Genomic DNA, 20,563 nt, shown 5'->3' on the forward strand with positions numbered 1-20,563 from the left:
CATAAGGCAAGGGCTTTGGCAGCGGTGTAATAACCGGTGCCTTTTTTATGTAACGGTTTTGAGTCTTGGAAAAGTTATTAAGAGTAAGTAAACGAGAGGCAAGGTATGGGAACCATTCCCACTTGTAGAAGTGGGAGTCTTTCGTTTGGATAGAACGAGAAGAAAAAGGTATTCGCCGAAAAAGAGAGAATTGTATAGATTCAGCAACCTGACATAAAGAGATAAGACGGGGTGGAACGTTGATGGGAAAATTAAGAATCCTGACTACCATGTTGATATTTGGCAGCATCGGTGTCTTTGTTCGCAATATTGCTTTGCCTTCCAGTGAAATCGCCTTTCTTAGAGGAATCATAGGCAGCGCTTTTTTGATTTTGGCAAGTATTCTTGTTAAACAAAGGCCATCCTTTAAGGCGATTAAACAAAATGGGTTACTTTTAGTCTTATCGGGTGCCGCCATCGGATGTAATTGGATTTTCTTGTTTCAAGCCTATAAATACACGACCATATCCAAGGTAACTTTAAGTTATTATTTTGCTCCAATATTTGTCATGATAATGGCTCCCTTTCTCCTTAAGGAACGATTAACGTTCACTAAGGTTGGATGCATTATTCTTGCCATGGCCGGATTGTTTCTAGTTAACCTGGGAGGCGGCGATACAGGCAGCGGGAGTAATCATTTTCTCGGCATAGCATATGGCCTTTCAGCAGCAGTACTCTACGCGAGCGTCATCATCATGAATAAATTTATTAAAAACCTAACAGGGTTTGAAACTACCCTTGTGCAATTGATGGTATCAAGCTTGGTGCTCCTGCCCTATATTATTTTGGGTGATACAGTAGATTTCTCTGGGTTAACCTCACACTCAATAGTTTTCATCCTTATTCTGGGTATTCTTCATACAGGAATTGCTTATTTCTTATATTTCACGGCGATCAAAGAATTAAAAGGACAGACTATCGCCGCATTAAGCTATATTGACCCAATCACGGCAGTGATCATCTCGGCTGTCTTTCTGGGAGAAAAAATGAGTCCTATGCAAATCATTGGTGGTGTTTTGATCCTAGGTTCTACCTTTTTAAGTGAGAGGTTGGATATCAGGTCGCAAAGCTAAAGCAAAAGGGGCCCTTTGTCGAAGGGCCCCTTTTGCTAACCCCTAATTTCCTCAATCAAGTTAAGGATTTACTCCAATACCATGTGGTGAACTCCCAACTGGAATAGTGCTAACAACAGTGTTGGTATTCCCACTAATAACTGAGACATTGTTACTACCAGCATTTGAAACGTAAATCCCATTCGTTAAAGGGTCTGTCCTGACATCCAATGGCGAAGTACCCACGGGGATGGTGGTTAAGACTGTATTTGTGTTACCGTTAATAACCGAGACGTTGTTGCTTCCGAGGTTCGCCACATATATCGTGTCTGTTAAATTGTTTACCGCGACACCCAATGGAGAAGTACCTACCGGAATGGTCGCAAAGACAGTGTTGGAAAATCCATCAATGACCGAAACAGTATTATCACTGTCATTTGCCACGTAAATTCGGTTTGTTGTCGGATTCACACTGATACCGAAGGGGCTAGTACCTACTGGAATTGTAACCATAACGGTATTGGTCATTCCATCAATCACCGAAACGGTATTATCCCCGGAATTAGAAACGTAAATTCGGTTTGTTGTCGAATTTGCGTCCACGAAAGTCGGACCTGTACCTACTGAGACGGTAACTATGACAGTATTGGCAGTTCCATCAATGACCGAAACAGTATTATCAGTATTGTTAGTCACGTAAATCTCGTTTGTTGAGAGAACTACAGCAACGCCCAATGGGTTAGCGCCTACTGGAACGGTAGCTATAACGGTGTTGGTACTTCCATCAATAGCCGAAACATCACTATCACCAATATTAGCAACGTAAATTCGGTTTGTTGTCGGGTTCACCCCAATACCGTATGGATTAATACCTACCGGAATAGTGGTCATAACCGTGTTGGTATTTCCATCAATGACCGAGGCAGTATTATCGTTGTAATTGGAAACATAAATTCGGTTTACGGAAACCGGAGTCGTTGCTCCGGTAGCTCCTGTTGCACCAGTTTCACCCGTTGCTCCTATGGCCCCGGTGGCTCCGGTAGCCCCGGTAGCCCCGGTAGCTCCTGTTGCACCAGTTTCACCCGTTGCTCCTATGGCCCCGGTGGCTCCGGTAGCCCCGGTAGCTCCTGTTGCACCAGTTTCACCCGTTGCTCCTATGGCCCCGGTAGCCCCGGTAGCCCCGGTAGCCCCGGTAGCCCCGGTAGCCCCGGTAGCCCCGGTAGCCCCGGTAGCCCCGGTAGCCCCGGTAGCCCCGGTAGCCCCGGTAGCTCCGGTAGCTCCTGTTGCACCAGTTTCGCCCGTTGCTCCTATGGCCCCGGTAGCTCCGGTAGCTCCGGTAGCTCCTGTTGCACCAGTTTCACCCGTTGCTCCTATGGCCCCGGTAGCTCCGGTAGCTCCGGTAGCTCCGGTAGCTCCGGTAGCTCCTGTTGCACCAGTTTCACCCGTTGCTCCTATGGCCCCGGTGGCCCCGGTAGCTCCTGTTGCCCCGGTGGCCCCGGTAGCTCCTGTTGCACCGGTTTCACCCGTTGCTCCTATGGCCCCGGTGGCTCCTGTTGCTCCTGTTGCTCCAGTTGCTCCAGTTGCCCCTGTGGTTCCTGTTATTTCAACAGAACCTATTGGATTAAGTTCAGCTGGTAGCACGCGATGGGCTGCAACCAAATCCCCAGCAGCATCTTTTCCCCAAGCAGAGATTTCTATAGCATCAGAGCTAGTTATAAATTGAAATTCAAATTCATCAAACGGCGCAGTATAATCTCTAGTTGCAACCCCCGCCGGTGCCAAAGCAAACAACTCCTGCACATACAGTGTTTTCATAGTTCCTATCACGAAAAAACCTAATATTTCAATGTTAGCAGAAATTGTATCATCATTGGTTATTTTTACAGTGAAAGTTGAGGTGGGTCTTCCACCGGAGACCGGTGTGTTTTCAATCAATCCGGTAGTTAATGAAGCCATAGCTTCGTCTCCTTACCTTTAATTTATTGATAATAATAAAATAAGTTCCTTATCACTATCAGATCCAATAGCTTAAATTCAAAGCATATCCATTTTACAATCCTTGTTCTATTGTATTGTACGAGTTCAATTTTCGTTAATACTTAAGCCGATAATTTTCTATATATTAACACTTTACAATAATTGATGGGCCGTAAAAAAACAAAGCAAAAGACCGAGTCACCCCAGTCTTTTGCTTTGTAGTATTTTTTATAAGTTGCCTAAAATCTTAATAATTATTCTCTTTTAGGATTACATCGTGGGCGCCGCCTTCAATAATACTTGTAGAAGAAACTAACGACATACGGGCTGTTCGCTGTAATTCCTCAATGCTGATTGCTCCGCAGCTGCACATTGTTGATTTGATTTTGCTTAAAGTTCCCTCTAAATTATCTTGTAATCTGCCCGCATAAGGGACATAACTGTCAACGCCCTCTTCGAAATGGAGTTTATCCCCTTCCCCTAAGTCATACCTTTCCCAATTGCGGGCTCGATTAGAGCCTTCACCCCAATATTCTTTGACATAATTGTTGCCGAGTTTGACCTTCTTTGTGGGGCTTTCGTCAAAACGGGCAAAATATCTTCCCATCATGACAAAGTCTGCGCCCATGGCTAAGGCCAGGACAATATGATAATCGTGAACAATTCCGCCGTCAGAACATATGGGGACATATATCCCTGTTTCTTTATAATAGTCATCACGTGCTTTAGCGACTTCAATAACCGCAGTGGCCTGGCCTCTCCCGATGCCTTTTTGTTCTCGGGTAATGCAAATAGAGCCTCCACCGATTCCAATTTTAACGAAGTCAGCTCCGGAGTTTACTAAATACATAAATCCCTCACGGTCAACGACATTGCCGCCGCCAACCTTGACGCTTCCCTGATATTTATTCTTAATATAGGAAATGGTTCTCCCCTGCCACTCGGTAAACCCGTCGGAGGAATCAACACACAGAATATCGGCGCCGGCTTTCACTAATTCGGGGACCCTTGCTTCATAATCTCTCGTATTAATTCCGGCCCCAACGACAAAGCGTTTTTCCGAGTCCAATAATTCATAAGGATTTTCCTTATGATCGTCGTAATCTTTCCGGAATACAAAATAGAGGAGGTTTTGATTTTTATCAATAATGGGCAAGTTGTTCAGTTTGTGCTCCCATATAATATCATTGGCCTCACTGAGACTAATTCCCTCTTGGCCTACGATTAGCTTCGATAATGGGGTCATAAACTCGGAAACTTTTTTATCCAGAACGTCCCGGCTAATCCGATAGTCCCTAGTTGTCACGAGTCCCATTAATCTTGTTGAGGAAGTGCCGTCTTCAGTAATGGCTATGGTCGAATGTCCGGTCTTCTTCTTAAGCTGTATAACATCTTTCAGCGTATGTTCAGGCGTAAGGTTGGCATCACTAACCACAAAACCGGCTTTAAATCGTTTGACTTTCTTAATCATTTCGACTTGTTCCTCTATGGACTGTGAACAATAAATAAAGGAAAGTCCCCCGCATCTTGCTAAAGCAATGGCTAAACTATCGTTAGATACCGATTGCATGATTGCAGATACAAAGGGTATATTTAGCTCCAGAGGGGATTTCTCGCCGCGCTTAAATTTAACCAAAGGTGTTTTGAGATTAACATTACTGGGAATACAGTCTGTCCTTGTCAAATTTGGAACGAGCAAATATTCGCTAAACGTTCTTGACGCATCTTCATAGTAATAAGCCAATTTAAACACTCCCTGTTTTAAAGGTTTCAAACGAAGAATTTTTACTAGTCTATATGAAGAGTTAGGTATTGTCAATCCTAAAACCCTTGAAGACATGATCTATTTTACCATATCAAGATGTGAGGATGGTTGAGCAAATGTTAAAAGTGTTTGAAGCAGGTTTTAATAAACATGCTTGTGCAATCCCCCCATGTGTGCTAATCTAAAGGGAAGGCATAAACTGAATATAACGGGAGCTTAAGAAATTAGGCTGAGAGGGTGGTTAGAGTTACTGCCGACCGAACCTGATCTGGATAATGCCAGCGGAGGAAACGTGTTGAGATAAAGTAAACCGCGCATGTCATGTGCGGTTTTCGTAATTTCTCCAGAAAACGGGCAGAATTTTCGGATGGGAAGTATCTAGTTGATATGCCGAAGGAAATCTGTATCGATAAGGTTTCCGTCTGATTGCTAAATGATACTAATTATAAGGAGTGGTCTGGAGTGGCTAAAATTATGATGGCATTTCAGGTGTTGCCAAAAGTTGAAGACGATCGGCTTTTTGAAGTTGTCGATGAAGCAATCGCTGTTGTGGCAGCCAGTGGTGTAACCTATGAGGTTGGACCGATGGAAACAACCATGGAAGGGGAACCCGATGAACTGTGGGCTATTGTACGAAAGGCACAGGATGCCTGTATAAAAGCTGGTGCCTCTAGGGTTATGACGTATATTAAGATGGACTATAATCCTGGTAAAACGACCATCGAAGAAAAGATCAAAAAATACCGGGAGAAGTAAGGAAATGCCATTGAAATCAGGACGGTTCCAGAGAAAATGGCATGATAGTATTCCGACAATCGTATTTTTGTTGATCTGTTTGGCCCTTTGGCAAATCATTGTCTACTATTTTAAATTGCCTCTCTGGCTGATTCCTTCTCCTATAGCAGTTATGAAAGCCTTTTGGAACACTAGAGAGTTGCTTTGGACACATACGTTGACGACACTTTTTGAAACAACTACAGGGTTCGTTTTGGCAATAGCTTTGGGTTTAGTGGCAGGGGTGGCAATGGTACTTTCGCCTCTAATTAAGCGTTTGTTTTACCCCTTGTTAATTGTGTCCCAAACGGTGCCTCTTATTGCGGTTGCCCCACTTTTGATTCTCTGGTTGGGATATGGCCTGCTGCCTAAAATTGTCACTGTTGTCTTAGTATGTTTTTTCCCAATCGCTGTGAGTTTAATAGAAGGATTAGAAGTCAGTGATGATGACCTGCTTAATCTGCTTAAGAGTATGGGAGCAACACGTTGGCAAATCTTGTATATGATTCGCTGGCCCAATGCTTTACCGTCATTTTTCGCAGGATTGAAGATAGCTGCAACCTATAGTGTTATGGGAGCAGTGATTGGGGAGTGGCTTGGAGCTAGTTCCGGTTTAGGAGTATATTTAACACGTTCGTCGCATTCATTTCGAACGGATCAGGTATTTGCCGCAATTGTTGCTATTACAGTATTAAGCCTATTTTATTTTGTCTTAATCGCGGTAATTCGGCACCTTGCTTTACCTTGGTTACATACTAAGGAAGATTAAAATCGTCAAGTAGAACCTTGTAATATTCCCGGGTTTTAAAGAAGTCGCGGAAAAGGAGTAGGAATTATGATTAAACCATTGTTTAAATCAGAAATTGTGGGAGGACGAAAGAAAATAAAGCAGGTTAAAAAAGTATTAAGTGTAACGCTGGCGGCAAGTTTATGTGCTCTCCTTTTGTTAACCGGATGCAGCACAAGCACGCAGAAAGCAACAGAATCTGCGCAGACAAAGCCGGCAGCTCAGCCAGACAAAGTGACAATTATGTTGGACTGGACACCAAATACAAATCATACGGGCCTCTATGTGGCTAAAGACAAAGGGTATTTTAGCAAGGAGGGCCTGGATGTCCAAATCGTTCCTCCTTCGAGCCAAGGAACGGTGGAACAGTTAGTGGCGACCGGCAAAGCCGATTTCGGAATAAGCGCCCAGGAACAAGTCACCGACGCCCGCGTCCAAGGGCTGCCCTTAGTTTCTATAGCCACAATCTTGCAGCATAACACATCGGGTTTTGCTTCACTGAAGAGTAAGAATATCCAAACTGCGAAGGATTTTGAAGGCAAGACTTACGGCGGTTGGGGTCTGCCGTCGGAGACAGAAACCATTAAAGCCTTGATGGAAAAGGAACATGCAGATTTTAATAAAGTCAAAATGATAAACATTGGAGATGCTGATCCCATTGCCAGTATGTCAAAAGGTTCTATCGATCTGACCTGGATTTTTTATGGTTGGGAAGGGATTCAGGCTGAATTGGCCGGAACACCTCTCAATATGATATGGCTGAAAGATATCAATCCGGCACTTGACGATTATACGCCTGTTTTAGTTACAAGTGAAAAAATGATTCAGGGAAAACCCGATGTTGTTCGCCGCTTCACTCAAGCCGTTAGTGAAGGATACCAATATGCTATTAAAAACCCGGATGATGCGGCTAACATTCTGATTAAGAACGCACCGGAAGAAGATAAGCAGCTTATCAAGAAGAGTCAAGCCTGGATTAGTCAGCAGTATCAGGCTGATGCTTCACAATGGGGTGTCCAGAAATCCTCTGTTTGGCACAATTATGCCCAATGGATGTTTGATCACAAACTACTGGATAAAATGATCGACACAGATAAGGCGTTTACTAATAGCTTCCTGCCCAAGGCTTAGATTATGCTAGTACTTAAAGACGTATCGTTGTCTTATCAGGACGGCGGAAGATCTGTTCTGGATGTTTTGCAAAATATTAACCTTGAGGTAGAAACGGGAAAATTCGTGTCTCTGATTGGTCCTTCCGGTTGTGGAAAGAGTTCGATTTGTAATTTGATCGCCGGAGTGGGGATGCCTGCCCAAGGTGATATTCTCTTAGAGGGTCGCTCCATTAAGGGTATCCCGGGTCAAGTGGGATATATGCCCCAAAAAGATTTACTATTGCCCTGGCGTACGTTGTTGAACAATGTCGCCTTAGGCAGCGACATACGGCGTGAGGATAAACGTAAATCCAGAGAGACAGCACGTCACTGGCTCGATCGTTTTGGCTTGGGTAAGTTTGCGGATCATTACCCGCATCAATTATCCGGTGGAATGCGGCAAAGGGGAGCACTTCTAAGAACCTTCTTATTTGGACAGAACACTCTGATCCTCGACGAACCCTTTGGAGCACTGGACGCCTTGACCCGGCGGGAAATGCAGGAATGGCTTCTTAATGTGTGGAGTCAAAGCCGTCCGACGGTTGTCTTTATTACCCATGATATTGAAGAAGCAATTCTTTTGTCCGATGAAGTTGTTGTTTTAAGTCATAGCCCTGCTCGAATTTTAGATAAGATTCAAGTTCCCTTCTCCAGGCCTCGTGAGCAGGACCTTCTCCTTTCCGGTGAAGCCATTAATATTAAAAAACACTTGTTGGATTTGTTGAATGGAAAAAGGAATGTATAGAATTTATTAATCAGAGAATCCTATTTGTGAAACGTTAAAGGGGGTAAATTGGCTATGGCTAAAAAAACGAACAACAAGTCACGGAAGCCAGATAACACTGAGAAGATTCCCCTTCCCTTTGATTCTGATAAAATTGGAAAAGATGTTGCCAAAGACCGGGTTTAATCCCGGTCTCTTTTACTATCAGGAAGAATAAACCTTCTGAGCGAAGGCAGCCCCTGGCCATGCCGAATGTCTCGACGCTGTGTCAATTTTAAGTGATGTAATGCAATGTTTATATAATTGAAACCGCTTTGTGTTAGGATAAGGAAAAATAAGGGGTATTTTTGGCAAGGAAGATTAATCTGGTTTTAGTTATCAGAATTAGTTATTAGAAGTTATAAAGAAAGAGTGGGGACCATGCTTGAATTAATAAAACAATATTCTCCCTATAATGAACAAGAAGCGAAGGATAAAGAGGTCTTCTTATTTTGCGCTGAAGTATTTAAAGATATTTTGACAAGGAACAATGAAGTAGCACATATTACCTGTTCAGCCTTTACGGTCAACAGTCGCAAAGATAAAGTGCTTATGATCCATCATAATATTTATAACTCCTGGTCATGGATAGGAGGCCATGCTGACGGGGATGAAGATTTATTGGCTGTGGCAATAAAAGAACTGCAGGAAGAGACGGGCGTAAAGACTATTCGTCCAGTTTCCAACGATATTTTTTCCTTGGATATATTAACTGTTTTAGGGCACATAAAACGCGGACTTTATGTATCCCCTCACTTGCATTTATCCGTTGCGTTCTTAATCGAAGGGGATGAAAAGGATTTGCTTAGGGTTAAGGAAGATGAAAACAGCGGCGTTAAATGGATTCCGTTAACTGAAATCAACACCTATAGTACCGAACCTCATATGCATAAGGTCTATACGAAACTAATAGCTAAAATCAAGGATTTGCCGAATTTTCCCGCTTAATTTGTAAACAAAGTATTGAAGGCTTGTTGCTTCGTGAAGCAAACAGTTTCTTAATACATCTGCACTTTATGAAACTGATAGGCCTTTTTATAATCTTCAAATGGAACCGCGAGCTCCTAAGAAGGAGCTCGCAGATAATGTTTAACCCGTCAGCAAATCGTCCTCTTCCTCAAATCGTCGCAACGATTAGGGAGGGAATGAATTGCGTTTCTCAACAAATTATTGTCTCTTCGTTTTAGTATAATAAACTTACAAGGGAGGTGAACAAGCCAGTAGTGGGAGCATGTTCACATTATCAGTTCCGCTGCTAAGGCTCCGCGTTTCCTCAATGCGACTTTCTTTTGGGCCCAAGTTAAAGGCCGCTCTGATTTGACTAAAGCTGTCAGAACACCACACTGGGAAGTGTCACCAACGAGGATGAAGCCTTTGAGGGTGTCCCCCTGCCAAATTAGTTTTTGGTAGATGGTTCTGCCATCAATGATTCTTTGCGCTAGTTCTTCTTCCCAATCTCCTCCCATGGTTTTACTAAGCTTAGTAATACCGGCAGACATGGCTGAGAGGCCGAAAAAGTCAACCGAATTTAGGCTCAATGATCCCGGATAAACTTTATGGACTCCGCACATATTTGCTCCGGCAATTCTACCTTGAGTCGCTGCATTCGGCCAGGTAGCGTTTACTGCGAACTTTTGGCGAACTATATCCCAGGTTTCGGCAATATCGCCGGCTGCATAAATATTGGGCAGGTTGGTGGCCATAAAAGCATCTACCTGAATCCCCTTGCCAATATTAAAGCCGCAATGCCGTAATTCTCCAATATTAGGACATACGCCTTTACCGACGATTACGAGATCAGCGGCAAGTTCTGTTTGAGGTGAGAGCAGGACAACCTGCACATGGTCCTTGCCTGAAATAGCTATCACCTCAGTCTTGAAAAGAAATTGAATCCCGTTTGCTCTTAAATGATTTTCGATGATACCGGCAGCTTTGCTGTCAAGCATCTGAGAGAGGATTTGTCCGGAGGAGACTACTACAATGACTTCAAGTCCCCGTTTTCTCAGCGCGTAAGCACATTTTAAACTGACTAATCCTCCTCCCACGACGACTGCCTTTTTTGATCCCTGTTCTATGACTTTATTAATGGCTTCCGCATCCTCTAGGGTACGCAGAGTAAAAACTTCCGGAAGATTTTTGCCGGGAACGGTGAGCTTTTTTGCCGAAGATCCCATAGCAAACAGAAGTTTATCATAACGCCACTCCCGCCCGTCCGTGCTCTGAATCAGCTGACGTACCGGGTCAACCCTGTTAATGTTGACTCCATAGATAATGTTCAAGTTCAATTGTTCAGCAAAATTGTCATCCCGTAAGTAAAGTCGGGAAGCGGGAATATCACCTGCTAAAAAATAGGTGGTAAGGCAGCGGGAATAACTTGGCTTTTGTTCAGCTGTGAGAACGAGGAGTTCTGAATGGGTGTCATGCCTGCGAATTTCTTCGACAGCAAACAGGCCAGCAGCGCTGTTGCCAACTACGATATACCTCATATTTCTACCTTCCTTAACAAGGAAGTCCGAGCTTTTTCCGCTTGGCCCGGATATCCTCAAGAAGTCCTTCAGCCGCTTTAAGTGGATCGGTTTCGACATAGAATTTTCCGCCAATTACATCACTGAGGTCCTTGGTAAGAAACTCGGTTACCATTTTACTCCCGAGAACAGGCGGAACAACACCAAGGTGAGTTGTGAGTCCCAAGGTTACGGCCCAAGTCCCAATACTTAGGGCCTTTTCATGTTGGAGTTCAGGAGCGCTTGCAGCCACAGGCAATGCGGCAGAATCCGTTTTCAGATAGGCGGCAATAGCTGTGACTAAATCCCCGATTCTTGAGTTATCAACGCAGCTTCCCATATGCAGCACCGGTGGAAGGGGAGCACTAAGACCGGCAGCTTGGCCTAAGGTCGATAGGACAGTCTTTAGTCCCTCCCCAGCATACTTTTCCGTTCCCTCGGAATTCATAAGCCCCGCTTTCGCCAGGGCATGGGCAGAACATCCCGTGGCAACGACTAAAACGTTATTTTTCACAAGTTCCTTCACAAGTTCTACATGCATCAGATCTTGAGTAACTTTGACATTGTTGCAGCCCACTGTGCCCACCACTCCTAAAATATTGCCCTTAACAATATTATCTACGAGGGGTTTAAGTGGGTCCTCGGGATCAATTTTTTTCAATGTTCCAATGATTGCCTCCACGCTAAATCCGGCCATAATTTTACATTTGTGATTCGGAATTTTAACTTTTTCCTCGATTCTTCGGCTATAAGCTGTAATTGCCCTGCGGGCAATTTCTTGAGCAGCCTGATCCGCATTTTCCAAAGTAAAGGGTATGTGGCTCGCTCCAGGTATTTTGACAATCGGCATAGTTGTAATAATCTCCGTATGATAACAAGCTGCGACTTGGGCTAAAGAAGGCATAATACATTGAACGTCGACGACCATAGCATCAACTGCCCCTGTAACAATGGCTAATTCCTGGGCTAAGAAGTTCGTGGCAAGGGGAATGCCGTTGCGCATTAAGACTTCGTTGCCTGAGCAGCAAATTCCCGCGACTTGAATTCCTTTAGCTCCGGCAGCAATAGCTTCTGCTTGAAGCTTCTTCGACCAATAAACGATTTTTTCCGAAAGCAGGGGGACATGCCCATGGACAACAAGATTGACAAAGTCTTCTTTGAGAACCCCTAAATTAGCTTCAGTGATAACGGGTGTAGGAGTTCCAAATAGAATATCCTGCATGTCTGTTGCTAGTTTTAAACCGGAATAGCCATCTACGAGACCTTGTTTAGCTGTCGCCAAAACGAGATTTACGGGGTCGGCATCCATTCCCATAGTCGTTTGGTGCATGGCTTCACGAATTTCTCGATCCGGGTTGCGTGGAAGAATCCCAAGATTTTCCCAAACCTCGATTCTTTCTCTGGGGGCATGAGCCATTAACCACTGAACAGGCTTATTTTCATGGTTCGCCAGATCGCTATAAGCAACTTCAACGATCTCCAGAGCAAGTTTCTGTTTTTCTTTATCTGAGACATCGATGCCTAAACCTTGGGCAAGTTGCTTAAGTTTCATTTCATCCGTGATGGAGTAATTAATCGTTCCTTTGGCGGCTAACTCTAACGCTTCAACAGCCTCATAGGCATGGTCGACATGAGCTGCCGCCCCGCCTGCTACTTGTCTCAGCAAATTGCGCGTTACAATGGTTTCCGCACTAGCTCCGCAAATCCCTTTGCTCGGGCCATTGCCAAAGGGATCAATTCGACAAGGGCCTTGAACACAGTGCCGGCAGCAAACTCCTAAACTTCCAAAGCCGCACTGAGGTTGTTGAGCTTCGTAACGATCCCAAACAGTTTCGACTCCATCTCGAAAGGCTTTGGGCAACAATTCTATAACGGCAGGATCGATTGATTTTGATGACTTCATCTTAATTAACTCCCTTCACTAATTCTAGAAAGGCCTTTCTCCCGCTGTGAGTGAATTCCTGAACCTCCACAAATTGCAAAGCTTTTGTGGGGCAAGCTGAGATACAAGCGGGATTATAATCTAAGTCAAGGCAGCGGTCGCACTTTGCCACTTGGCGGGTTGATCGAATCTCAGCAATAACTCCATAGGGACAGACCATGACGCACATCATACATCCAACACACTTTTGGCTGTCAACTTGTATAAGCTCAGTCTTTAAGTCAATTCGCATTGCTCCACTCATACAGGCATGAACACAAGGAGAATCTAAACACTGACGGCATTGCAAGGGAAAATTTTCTTCACCATTGGACTCGACAAAGATTCTTTTTTGAGGTAACTTGGGTTCAGCAAGTGCCTGAAACAGGGTTTTACTGGTCGAATGGGCAACTGCGCAGGCCAGTTCACAGCTCTTGCATCCGAGACAAAGTTCGCTTCTGGCAAGAATATGTCTCACATTTATCCCTCCTTAATACTCCTAAGTTATCTTACGATAGAAGTTTACATTTTATGGCATTTTTTCAAGGAGTTAACCCATATTCTTTGTTACCAATAAATTAAGCAAGCCCCTCAGCTTATAAGCCGAGGGGCTGTTCCAGTTGATAATCTGTAAGGTTACTTAAGACTAACTGTTACTTGGAGAAGGGCTTGTTTTACTAAAGCCATGACCATGTTTCTTTCCGAAGCCGGAATATTGTCCTTTAGCAAAATCATCTTCAACCTGCTTTTGACGCTCTTCAATGAAGGTTTTTATTTTGGCTGCTTTCTCCTGATCAAGGAGTCCGGCTTCCAATTGTTTATCCACCATTTGCTTTTTCAGCGTGAACATTTGCTGGTTTAAGGCTTTAAGCTCATCAAGTTTCGCAGGATCCGGAGCAGCTAAACAAGTTCCGGCACCAAAGGCCAGGAAAGCTACGGTTAATGAAGTCACTGCAAACTTTCTTAACAATTTGCACTCCTCCTTGTAGTTGTTTAACTGGAACGTGCTTAGAATGCCCAATTTCGGAGGAGATAATTTTAAGAAAATGTCAAGAAATTGTGAAAATTAGCCGTTTGGATTAAATTGTTTAAAATTCAAGAAAATCATAAGTTGAGAAATGGTTTTTTTCATAATATTACTGACTTTAAAATCTATGAATAGAACCAAACAGCAATTCAAAGACTAGATTCCAAACGACGACCGTTTTAATATTTGGAGGTGTTTCCTGTGCGAGAATGGAAGGATTTAACGAAAGACGAAAAAGAGATTGTTTCAGCTATGCGAATGCAAGGGATTACTCCTGAAGACTTAATTCAAAGAATGCGTAATTCTGGAAGAATGGATGAACATGCTCTTGAGGAATTAAGAAAAGCCCTTGAAGAAGTTAGACCGTTTCTCGTACATTAGGGCAAGATCAAATAGTCTTTAGGCCGCTCTTGTTGACGTAAGATTAGCAACAATAGTTACCAGGTCATTAATATCAAAGGGTTTCATCAGTAGACCCTGAAATTCGTCAGCATCTGGTAAGATTTTAGAATCGGGGAAGCAGCCCGTAACGATTACCACGGGGAGATCATGTAATAGATGATCCCCCCTTATTATTCTCACTAAATCTTTTCCGGTTATTTCCTTCATTATAAGGTCCGTTAATATTAAATCTGGAATTGTCCCATTTCTCATTAAGGTCAAACCATCTAAGGCATTTTTTCGCAATTCCACTTGATGTCCTTGGTCTGTTAAAGTCATTTGAATAACCAACCCGATCGCAGGATTGTCTTCAATCACTAAAATCTTAGCCATGAAAATCCTCCAATTCAGTCATTATCGAACAAGTAGTATCGAACAAGTCTAGTATACTACTGGAGTCAGGCGAAAGATGTTGAGCTTTGTATTTACCTGAACAATGGTTTTGGCAAATACTGGGACAAAAAGTTATAAATCGTTGAAAATGAGTCGAATATTTCGGTTTGCGATGTAACTACTTAAATCGGACTAACTCAAGCGGAGATTCAGGAATAATGAAAATTATCCCTATGAAAACAAAAAGAGTTGCAGCGAACAATTTTTGTTGTTTGCTGCAACTCTTTTAATCATAGTAGTATCTTACTCGCACACTTTACCGGGATTGAGGATGTTTTTGGGGTCAAAGGCTAATTTGATATTTTTCATCAGCTCTACATACTCAGGTTCATATTGGTCGAACATATATTGCTTTTTGGCATAGCCAATACCGTGTTCTCCAGATACCAGTCCCTGAAGTTCCTGAGATTTTCGATACATTGCGTCAAAAACTTCCGCAAGTTTCTTTGGCCAAGCTTCATCAGAAAGGTTATCTTTTAAGACATAGACGTGCAGGTTGCCATCACCGGCATGACCAAAGCTTCTAATTCTAACCTTAAATTGTTCCTGGAGGAGATGGGTGTATTTAATAAACTCAGCAACTTTATTACGCGGAACGACAACATCACATTCGTCCATGTCAGTGGTGGAAGCTTTTACTGCCTCCAGGAATGCACCCCGGGCAGACCAGACAGCTTCTTTTCGCTCGTCGGTATCAATAATAAAGGCATCCAGAGCACCTTCCTCGAGACAAATATCAGCCACTTTCTCGTAGTCCTTTTCTAATTCTTCGGTGCTATTGCCATCAAAAGTCAGCAAGAGATAGGCGTCTGAAGAGTTGTCAGGGAACTTTTTGCCCAGAAATTCCTCGGCTGCAAGAATAACTTCCCTCTGCATAAACTCTATAGCCGTAGGAACACTTTTGGACTTAATAATCTTCGGAACAGTACTAATGGCTTTATCAAGATCAGGAAAGGGTATTAAGAGAGAAATCGCTTTTTTCGGCAGTGGAATCAATTTCAAGGTTGCTTTGGTGACAATGCCGAGTGTTCCTTCTGATCCACATATTAAATCTTTTATGCTGTAACCTGATGAGTTTTTGACAACTTTTCCACCGACATTAATAACGCTGCCGTTAGGCAGGACAATCTCCAGGCCACGAATATAGTCTCTGGTTACGCCGTATTTAACAGCTCTCATGCCGCCGGCATTAGTATTAATATTTCCTCCAATGGTAGCTGACTTTTCACCAGGATCCGGCGGGTAAAACAAATCATGATCTTCGACATATTTGCTGATTTCCATTAAGAGTACTCCGGGTTCTAAGGTGAGGGTTAAGTTTTCTTCATCCAGTTCCAGGATCTTGTTCATGCCGGACATATTCAGCATGATACCTCCGAAGATAGGAACCGAAGCCCCAACAAGACCTGTTCCCGAACCGCGTGCTACAACAGGAATATTGTTATCATAGGCATAGCGCATAATTTCAGAGACTTCAGCGGTGGTCAAAACGTTGACTAAAGCCTCCGGAAGTTTACTAATGCCTCCTAATTCATCATGGCTGAAGTCATCACTAATTGCTTCACCCGTGAAAACTCGTTCTTCACCTAATAATGAAACTAAAAACTCTCTATCATTAGCATTCAGCGTTTTATAGTTATTCATGAAAATACCTCCGCTTTTTTACTTTCCGAAAGTACAACAGCTTCTGTCCATGCTGATAAGCGGACGAGCTTATCGGCACACTGCAACGCATTACGCATTGTATATTAGCCAAGTGTCTCTGAAGACAGGGAGGACGAGAAGAGACGGCCTGTATAGTTCTCTCTTGAGTTGATCCGCTCTGTTCCTTAACGCGCGCAAGCCAGGGCCTTAAAGCTTTTCAGATTTTCAATTAGTTGAGGAACAATCTCATAGATATCTCCAATGATTCCATAATGAGCAATATTGAAAATTGACGCTTGGGGGTCTTTATTGATGGCAAAAATTTGGTCTGAACCGTTCATGCCGGCAGAGAACTGGACAGCACCCGAAATTCCGAGGGTTATGATCAGCTTTGGCTTAACAGTTCGTCCGGATAAGCCGATTTGCCGTTTGGCATTTAACCAACCTGCTTCAACTAAGGGGCGCGTGCCCGCAATTTGGGCGCCTAATAACTGAGCTAATTCTTCAATCATCGTCAAATCTTTTTCGGATTTGAGGGCTCGTCCGACAGCGATAATTACTTCTGCATCAGAGATATTTTCTTCGACCTCTTTGCGAGTTACTTTTAAGACTTTAATTCCAGACACTAATTTTGCAGGGTCTAATTCACAAAGCGTGATCTTACCGCTGGGCTCACATTGCTTTTCCGGAGCAGTCATTACCTTATAGCGCACCGTTGCCATCTGAGGTCTTGTATTAGGGCAAATGATCTGGGCCATAATGTTGCCTCCAAAAGCGGGTCTGATCTGCACCAAGTCAGTGTTTTCCTTCATTTCAAGGGTTGTGCAATCAGCGGTTAATCCGGTCCGAAATCTTGCCGCGACTCTGGGAGCCAGAGAACGACCGATGGTAGTTGCACCGACGAGCAAAGACGATGGTTTTACTTTTTGAATAAAGTCTGCAAAGGCTGCGGTATAAGGTTCAATACGAAAATGTTTTAATTCTTCATAATCATAGACAAAGACTTCATCGACACCATAATGAAGTAATTCTTGAGCTTTATCTTTAATGTTACAGCCGATAAAAACGCAATAAACCGGGAAATTGACGGCAGAGGCAAGTTCTCTGGCCTTGCCGATTAATTCCAGGGTCACAGGATGAATGTCTCCTTCGATATGATCAACGTAGACTCCAATACCCTTCCATAAACTTTTATCGACGGAAGGCACGGCTTCTTCGATGAATTCCATAACCCCTTGCGGACCTTTTTTAACGCATAACTTACACATTTTACATCCGGCTGTGATTTCAAGGGTCCCGTTTTTAGCTTCAAGAGCTCCAAAGGGGCAAATCTTCACTAATTCTTGAATTTTGGATTCGTCCAGATTTTCTTGATGGCAAATTAATTTACTCATGAATCTTCCCCCTCTAAACAAACTTTAACTGTCTAAGTTTATTGACGATTTGAGAGCTTAACTCTTCTGGAGTGCCTGTCCAGGTTTGTCTGTCAGTATTAGCGGACGGAGGAAATATGCGTTCTACTTGGGTGGGAGAACCTGCGAGTCCATATCTGTGTTCATTTTGATCTTCGAAATCTTTAAAAGAAATGATTTTAATTTCCCTGTCCTTGGTGCTTAGTTTTTTCTTATAGGAAGGAAGTCTGGGCTGAAAAATATCCTTTTCTACAGTTAAAAGACAGGGAAAGTTAATTTCGGCAACTTCTATGGTATTAGCCATATCCATTTCAACAAGGATGGACGTATCGTTGACTTCAATAATATTTAAGACATTGGCTATATGGGGAACGCCCAAATACTCTGCCATCTCCGGGCCCACTTGGGCTGTATCTCCATCCGTTGTCTGCTTGCCGCAAAGTATAAGATCAAAGTCGCCCAGTTGGCGAACTCCTTGGGAAATTGTGTAAGAGGTTGCCAGGACATCGGCTCCCGCGAATTTACGATCTGAAACCAAAGCCCCTTCGTCGACTCCCATCATATAAGCTTCTCTGATAACGTCTTTAGCCTGTGGCGGTCCCATGCTAATGACTTTAATAGTTCCACCATGTTGTTCTTTAAGTCTTAAAGCGGTTTCAAGGGCGAATAGATCGTAGGGATTCATTTTGGAGTCAACGCCGTCGCGTTTCAAGACCCCTGTAATTGGGTCCACGTCAATTTTCGAGGTTCCTGGAACTTGCTTAATACATACGAGAATTTCCATGAGTAAAACCTCCCTGTTGATTTAAGATGGTTAAAAAAGAGATCGATAATGAAAGGAAGGAAAATAAAAGTTTGTGAAATTTGGTATGTGGTCAGACCATCAGACCGATTAATTTTAATATAGCATAAGATTCATTTTTGTTCAAAATCTATTTATTCACAAGCATTTGTGAAATATTTCTTATAACTAAAAGCTAAATTAATTCATTCCTTCGTTAAGGGAAGATTTAAATCAATTTGAGGGAATTTGCGCTACAAAGGACTGAATTTACCATCCTGAGACTTGGAAAGAAGAGAAGAATTATACAAAAAAAGAAACGGTCATTGCTCCTTTATTAGAGGTAAGACAGTTTCTCTATAATGATATATCCTTAAGTAATAGTATAATATTAATAGTATAATGAATAGGGCAAAGGGTGGGCGGTCAAGCCTCCGATGGAAAGGAGGTGAGGCCAATGGATGAATATCATGTGATGTTATTGATGATCGCGTTTGCAACGTTGATGGTGTTGATATTTGTACGGGGAGCATGATGAGTTTGCAGCACATGATGCTCTTTCTGTTTTTGTTATATCTCTAATCATAATAGTCATGCAAGAAAATTGAGTTGGATCAGTTGATTAAGTAATAGTGCAAGCGAATCAATGAAATCCTATGATATAATTTTCCAAAAGGATTTCTGGTATATCTACTTATATTGGCATGAACAGTTAATAATTTGTTAATAAATCGTTAAGAGAAATTCAAGGGCAAACTGCTAAAATAAAGTTACGGAAGCTTCTAGAAAACGGATAAGGAGTTGGGTCCATGAAATTAACCAAGAAAACGACCATGGTTTTGAGCTTTACCCTGGGGGCAATGCTGCTTGCCACGACGGCCCTGGCCGATATCGCAGCCAAGAGCGGATATGATCAATTGAAAGATACCCTTAAAGTTACTGCTGCTCAATGCAGTGATAATTTAAACAGCTTCACAATGGATATATCCTATGATGTAAAAGATAATGGGAAAACAATAGCTAACATGAATCAAACCGAGAAGTACGATAGAAGTAAGCATGCAAGAGAAGAGATTTATTCCGAACAAACCATCAATGGAAATAAATATAGTAATCAAACCTATTCGGATAGTACAACGAATATTAGGTTGACTAATGATGATCCTACCTACTATGTTACGGAATTTACCCAAGTGCGTAAAGACAAGGCGTTTTCTGATCCCTTCAAAAAAAATAGTGCCGAAGATGCTGAAAAAATAGCGGATGCTATTGTCGGAAATCTGAAGGATAATGTTGTGGTTACGGAGAACCCGGACGGAAGCAAAGTACTTTCCGGCTCACTCACAGAAGTACAGATTCCTTCATTGATCAATGCACTTGCGTCCTTTGAAATGAAACAACGATTTAATGGGCAAGACGGGCAACAAGATAATGTGCCACACCTCAGCAAGGATGTTTTTGTCAAGACTGTTGACGGAACGGCGAAGGTTAATAAAGATGGTGTAATGGAGAGCATTTTGGGGTCTGCTGTGGTCTCCGGGAAGGATGAGAAGGGGACCGTTCATGACATAACGATCGAGGTTTTGGCGAAACTGACCGGTGTAAACTCCACGGTAGTAACTAAGCCTGATCTAAGTGGGAAGAAAGTTGTCAAAGATGTCGTTAAAAATGAAAATTCGGGACCTGAAATTTCGAACCCCCAAGAGTTTATGGGTAAGTTTAAAAACAACATTCTAATCATGAAAGACGGTAAGTTTGTTAAAGTCGGGGAACGAATTATTGAGATTACACAAATTGATCAAACATCGGCAACCGGACGATATTACGAGGTGTATAAACCAGGTTTTGATCAATATGCCACTAGGAAACGGGATTTTAGCTTCAATGCCGCGAAGTCAAAGGATAAAAATTCTCCAGAATATAGGTTTAGAACAGATGCAGGAATAAATGAGGCTTTCTTCCTCGACGAACATTCGGGGAAAATATATCTAAATGAAAGCACTACATTCTCTGAGGGCGGCATTATCCTCGATTCCACCTTCAGCCCGGATTTGGAATAGCCCATTTGCCTTAAACTACTGTGTAAAATAGCTGTGACTGCCGGTTACCCCGGCAGTCCTCTTACCATTGAA

18 protein-coding genes and 1 riboswitch are annotated in these 20,563 nt (G+C 42.8%); of the genes, 8 read left to right on the forward strand and 10 right to left on the reverse strand.

Going from position 1 to position 20,563, the window contains the following annotated elements:
- Positions 1-242: 242 nt before the first annotated feature.
- Positions 243-1,112, forward strand: coding sequence for a DMT family transporter (locus ACPUYX_RS06770; RefSeq protein ID WP_426378974.1), 870 nt, complete (start codon positions 243-245; stop codon positions 1,110-1,112).
- 60 nt (positions 1,113-1,172) lie between these two features.
- Here ACPUYX_RS06770 and ACPUYX_RS06775 read toward each other — a convergent pair whose 3' ends face one another.
- Both ACPUYX_RS06775 and ACPUYX_RS06780 read right to left on the reverse strand, forming a co-directional pair.
- The gene (locus tag ACPUYX_RS06775; RefSeq protein ID WP_426378975.1) at positions 1,173-3,047 is read right to left on the reverse strand and encodes a hypothetical protein; all 1,875 of its coding nucleotides are present in this window, start codon (positions 3,045-3,047) and stop codon (positions 1,173-1,175) included.
- 268 nt (positions 3,048-3,315) lie between these two features.
- The gene (locus ACPUYX_RS06780) at positions 3,316-4,812 is read right to left on the reverse strand and encodes an IMP dehydrogenase (RefSeq protein ID WP_426378976.1); all 1,497 of its coding nucleotides are present in this window, start codon (positions 4,810-4,812) and stop codon (positions 3,316-3,318) included.
- A gap of 219 nt (positions 4,813-5,031) precedes the next feature.
- Positions 5,032-5,141: riboswitch (TPP riboswitch) on the forward strand.
- Positions 5,142-5,295: 154 nt separating this feature from the next.
- Here ACPUYX_RS06780 and ACPUYX_RS06785 point away from each other — a divergent pair.
- The 5 genes from ACPUYX_RS06785 (at position 5,296) to ACPUYX_RS06805 (ending at position 9,256) form a co-directional block, all read left to right on the forward strand.
- Entirely contained in the window at positions 5,296-5,589 is a 294-nt protein-coding gene (locus tag ACPUYX_RS06785) for a thiamine-binding protein (protein ID WP_088228399.1), read from the forward strand.
- 4 nt (positions 5,590-5,593) lie between these two features.
- Positions 5,594-6,376: an ABC transporter permease gene (locus ACPUYX_RS06790; RefSeq protein WP_426378977.1), complete on the forward strand. Its 783-nt coding sequence runs from the start codon at positions 5,594-5,596 to the stop codon at positions 6,374-6,376.
- Positions 6,377-6,442: 66 nt separating this feature from the next.
- A complete protein-coding gene (locus ACPUYX_RS06795; protein ID WP_426378978.1) occupies positions 6,443-7,525 on the forward strand; it encodes an ABC transporter substrate-binding protein in 1,083 nt (360 codons plus the stop codon).
- Positions 7,526-7,528: 3 nt separating this feature from the next.
- Complete coding sequence (locus tag ACPUYX_RS06800) at positions 7,529-8,290, forward strand: ABC transporter ATP-binding protein (RefSeq protein WP_426378980.1); 762 nt, start codon at positions 7,529-7,531, stop codon at positions 8,288-8,290.
- Between the two features lie 399 nt (positions 8,291-8,689).
- Positions 8,690-9,256 carry an NUDIX hydrolase gene (locus tag ACPUYX_RS06805; protein WP_426378981.1) on the forward strand — a complete coding sequence of 189 codons (567 nt, stop codon included), beginning with the start codon at positions 8,690-8,692 and terminating at the stop codon, positions 9,254-9,256.
- Positions 9,257-9,543: 287 nt separating this feature from the next.
- On the opposite strand, the gene ACPUYX_RS06810 is transcribed toward ACPUYX_RS06805, so the two are convergent.
- From ACPUYX_RS06810 to ACPUYX_RS06825, 4 genes are all read right to left on the reverse strand, one after another.
- Positions 9,544-10,794 (reverse strand): NAD(P)/FAD-dependent oxidoreductase, encoded by a 1,251-nt coding sequence (locus tag ACPUYX_RS06810; protein WP_426378982.1) that lies wholly within the window; start codon positions 10,792-10,794, stop codon positions 9,544-9,546.
- A 13-nt stretch (positions 10,795-10,807) separates the two neighbouring features.
- Positions 10,808-12,715, reverse strand: a complete 1,908-nt coding sequence (cooS, locus tag ACPUYX_RS06815; protein WP_426378983.1) for an anaerobic carbon-monoxide dehydrogenase catalytic subunit — start codon at positions 12,713-12,715, stop codon at positions 10,808-10,810.
- Between the two features lies 1 nt (position 12,716).
- Entirely contained in the window at positions 12,717-13,211 is a 495-nt protein-coding gene (locus ACPUYX_RS06820) for a 4Fe-4S dicluster domain-containing protein (RefSeq protein WP_426378984.1), read from the reverse strand.
- A gap of 168 nt (positions 13,212-13,379) precedes the next feature.
- Positions 13,380-13,703, reverse strand: coding sequence for a DUF2680 domain-containing protein (locus ACPUYX_RS06825; protein ID WP_426378985.1), 324 nt, complete (start codon positions 13,701-13,703; stop codon positions 13,380-13,382).
- A 258-nt stretch (positions 13,704-13,961) separates the two neighbouring features.
- On the opposite strand from ACPUYX_RS06825, the gene ACPUYX_RS06830 reads away from it, so the two are divergent.
- A complete protein-coding gene (locus ACPUYX_RS06830) occupies positions 13,962-14,141 on the forward strand; it encodes a hypothetical protein (protein WP_426378986.1) in 180 nt (59 codons plus the stop codon).
- An 18-nt stretch (positions 14,142-14,159) separates the two neighbouring features.
- Here ACPUYX_RS06830 and ACPUYX_RS06835 read toward each other — a convergent pair whose 3' ends face one another.
- From ACPUYX_RS06835 to ACPUYX_RS06850, 4 genes are all read right to left on the reverse strand, one after another.
- The gene (locus ACPUYX_RS06835) at positions 14,160-14,534 is read right to left on the reverse strand and encodes a response regulator (RefSeq protein ID WP_426378987.1); all 375 of its coding nucleotides are present in this window, start codon (positions 14,532-14,534) and stop codon (positions 14,160-14,162) included.
- A 303-nt stretch (positions 14,535-14,837) separates the two neighbouring features.
- On the reverse strand, positions 14,838-16,238 hold the full coding sequence (locus ACPUYX_RS06840) for an FAD-binding oxidoreductase (RefSeq protein ID WP_426378988.1): 1,401 nt from the start codon (positions 16,236-16,238) through the stop codon (positions 14,838-14,840).
- A 185-nt stretch (positions 16,239-16,423) separates the two neighbouring features.
- Positions 16,424-17,632: an FAD-binding protein gene (locus tag ACPUYX_RS06845; protein ID WP_426378989.1), complete on the reverse strand. Its 1,209-nt coding sequence runs from the start codon at positions 17,630-17,632 to the stop codon at positions 16,424-16,426.
- A gap of 13 nt (positions 17,633-17,645) precedes the next feature.
- On the reverse strand, positions 17,646-18,434 hold the full coding sequence (locus ACPUYX_RS06850) for an electron transfer flavoprotein subunit beta/FixA family protein (protein ID WP_426378990.1): 789 nt from the start codon (positions 18,432-18,434) through the stop codon (positions 17,646-17,648).
- An 806-nt stretch (positions 18,435-19,240) separates the two neighbouring features.
- Between ACPUYX_RS06850 and ACPUYX_RS06855 the strand changes: the two genes are divergently transcribed.
- Positions 19,241-20,491 (forward strand): hypothetical protein, encoded by a 1,251-nt coding sequence (locus tag ACPUYX_RS06855; RefSeq protein ID WP_426378991.1) that lies wholly within the window; start codon positions 19,241-19,243, stop codon positions 20,489-20,491.
- Positions 20,492-20,563 lie beyond the last annotated feature (72 nt).

The organism is Desulfosporosinus sp. SYSU MS00001, from assembly GCF_049943955.1.
Lineage (GTDB): Bacteria > Bacillota > Desulfitobacteriia > Desulfitobacteriales > Desulfitobacteriaceae > Desulfosporosinus.